Annotated in this window: 2 protein-coding genes; both read right to left on the bottom strand. The window is 73.3% G+C overall.

The annotated features are described in order from the left end of the window. The coding region (locus tag FNQ90_RS21375) for a phosphoribosyltransferase domain-containing protein (RefSeq protein ID WP_182607849.1) at positions 1-836 on the bottom strand (836 nt) is incomplete at its 3' end. 38 nt (positions 837-874) lie between these two features. Then, the coding region (locus FNQ90_RS21370) for an HpcH/HpaI aldolase/citrate lyase family protein (RefSeq protein ID WP_182607848.1) at positions 875-1921 on the bottom strand (1047 nt) is incomplete at its 5' end.

Below are 1921 nucleotides of genomic sequence, written 5' to 3'. Positions count from 1 at the left end.
GCAGCGTCAGATTTGTATAAGAGACAGGCGCGTGCCTCCTCCTCGGCGACCAGCGCCCGACCGCGTTCGAGGACGTCGGCGGGGAGTTCGACGGTGCCCCGGGCCAGGGCCACCACCTCGATCCGGGTGCCGAGTTCGGCGGCGGTCTTCTCCAGCGCCGCGACGTCGGCCGGGCCGCGCAGATCGGTGAGGGTGACGACCACCCACAGGTCCCGGGGACGTCGGGCGTGCAGCACGGCGATGGTGTTGCGCAGGGTGCGCCCGGTGGAGAGTTCGTCGTCGACGAGGACCATCGGCCCCGCGCCGTCGAGCAGTTCGGGGTCGGCGGGCAGCAGCAGGTGCGAGGTGTGGTGGCTGTGCTCCTCCTCGAACCCCCCGGCGGGCGGGATGCCGGGGACCGCGCGACGGGTGGAGTGCAGGTACACGGCGTCGCCGATGCCGTCGGCCACGCCGTGGCCGAGCGCGGTGGCGGTCTCGGCGTACCCCAGGACCACCGTCTCCCCGGCCCGGTCCCCCAGCAGCGCGCGAACCCGGCGCCCCAGGGCGACGGCGGTGCCGTGGACGACCGCCGGGCGCTGGGGGATGTGTTTGCCCAGGACGGTGGAGACCAGCAGGTGGGCGCGGCGGGGGTTGCGGCGCACGGCCAGCCCGAGGAGGTCGCGCAGCGCGGGGGGCTCCGGGTCGGCGCCGCCGGGCGCCGGGGCGGACGGTACCCGGCGCAGGCGGACGCCGAGTCGACGGGCCACCCACTCCCCGGTCGGCGGGATGATCCCGGTGGACTCCGGGGCCCCCGTCGGATCGGGGGACGGGTCGAGGGGGTCGTGTCCGGTGGTCATCCGCGATGTCTCCCGACGTTCCGCGCCGTGTCCGGCGCTCATTGCAGGCCCGTCGCGAGCAGCGCCACGACGTCCACGTCCTCGCGCGCCACACCGAAGACCTCGGCGCGACGCAGGGTGCGTGCCGCCCAGGTGCGGTGCGGCTTCACCTCGTTCATCTTGTTGGTGTAGGCGGAGCGCAGGACCCCGCCGCCCTCCACGCCGTGGGCGAGGATGTCGCGGGCGTCGCTGTACTCCTCGTGCGTGACCACGGAGAGGGCGTGCACGACGGGGACGTGCGAGGGGTGGATGCAGGTCTTGCCGAGCAGGCCGTTGGCCCGGTCCAGACCGATCTCCCGCAGCAGACCGTCCATGTCCCGTTCGATGAGGTGGGTGCGCAACTCCTCCTCACCGCGTCCGCTGAAGGGGCTGGTGCGCAGTTGGGGGCGGAAGAGGCGCTCCCGGGGGCGGAAGTACTCCCAGACGGGGCCGGTGATGGTGTAGCCGGTGCCGTCCGAGCGACCGAAGACGTTGACCACGTCGGAGATGACCGAGGCGACGATCTTGACGTCGTAGGCGGTCATCTCGGGGTTGCGGCGCAGGCCGTACGCGGCGCAGAAGTCCGTGACCCCGAGTCGCACGGCGGGTATGCGTTCACGGTGCTTGTCCAGCAGTCGGGCGGTGGCCGCCAGTGAGGGGGCCCGGGTCTCCAGGTGCAGGAACTCGGGGGACTCCAGGACGGGCATCGCCAGGACGCGGCGGCCGGAGAGGACCTCGGCCGCGGTGCGGGCGTCGAGGTAGGCGGGGCCGGTCCCGGCGGTGAACTTGGGCAGCACGAAGCCCGCGAGGAGTTCGGCGTCCTCCTCCAACCGCAGCGTGAGGTCGGTGATCTGGGCGGGCCGGCGGACCCGTACGAAGAGCAGGGGCACCTCCTCGGCCGGGGCCTCGCGGCGCAGCCGGGCGAGGTTGCGCACGATGTTCTCCTCGGCGCCGGCCACCTCGGCGTCGCTGATGGAGTCCTCGAGGCAGAGCACGATGGAGACCACGCCGCGACGGGCCTGCTTGCGGATGTCCGCGGCGAGGCGGGGGCGGGTCTGGCTCTTATA

This window comes from Streptomyces alkaliphilus (assembly GCF_014141535.1).
Taxonomy (GTDB): Bacteria; Actinomycetota; Actinomycetes; order Streptomycetales; family Streptomycetaceae; genus Streptomyces; species Streptomyces alkaliphilus.
Note: the sequence above shows the minus strand (reverse complement) of the source record. Positions and strands in the feature narration are given on the sequence as shown.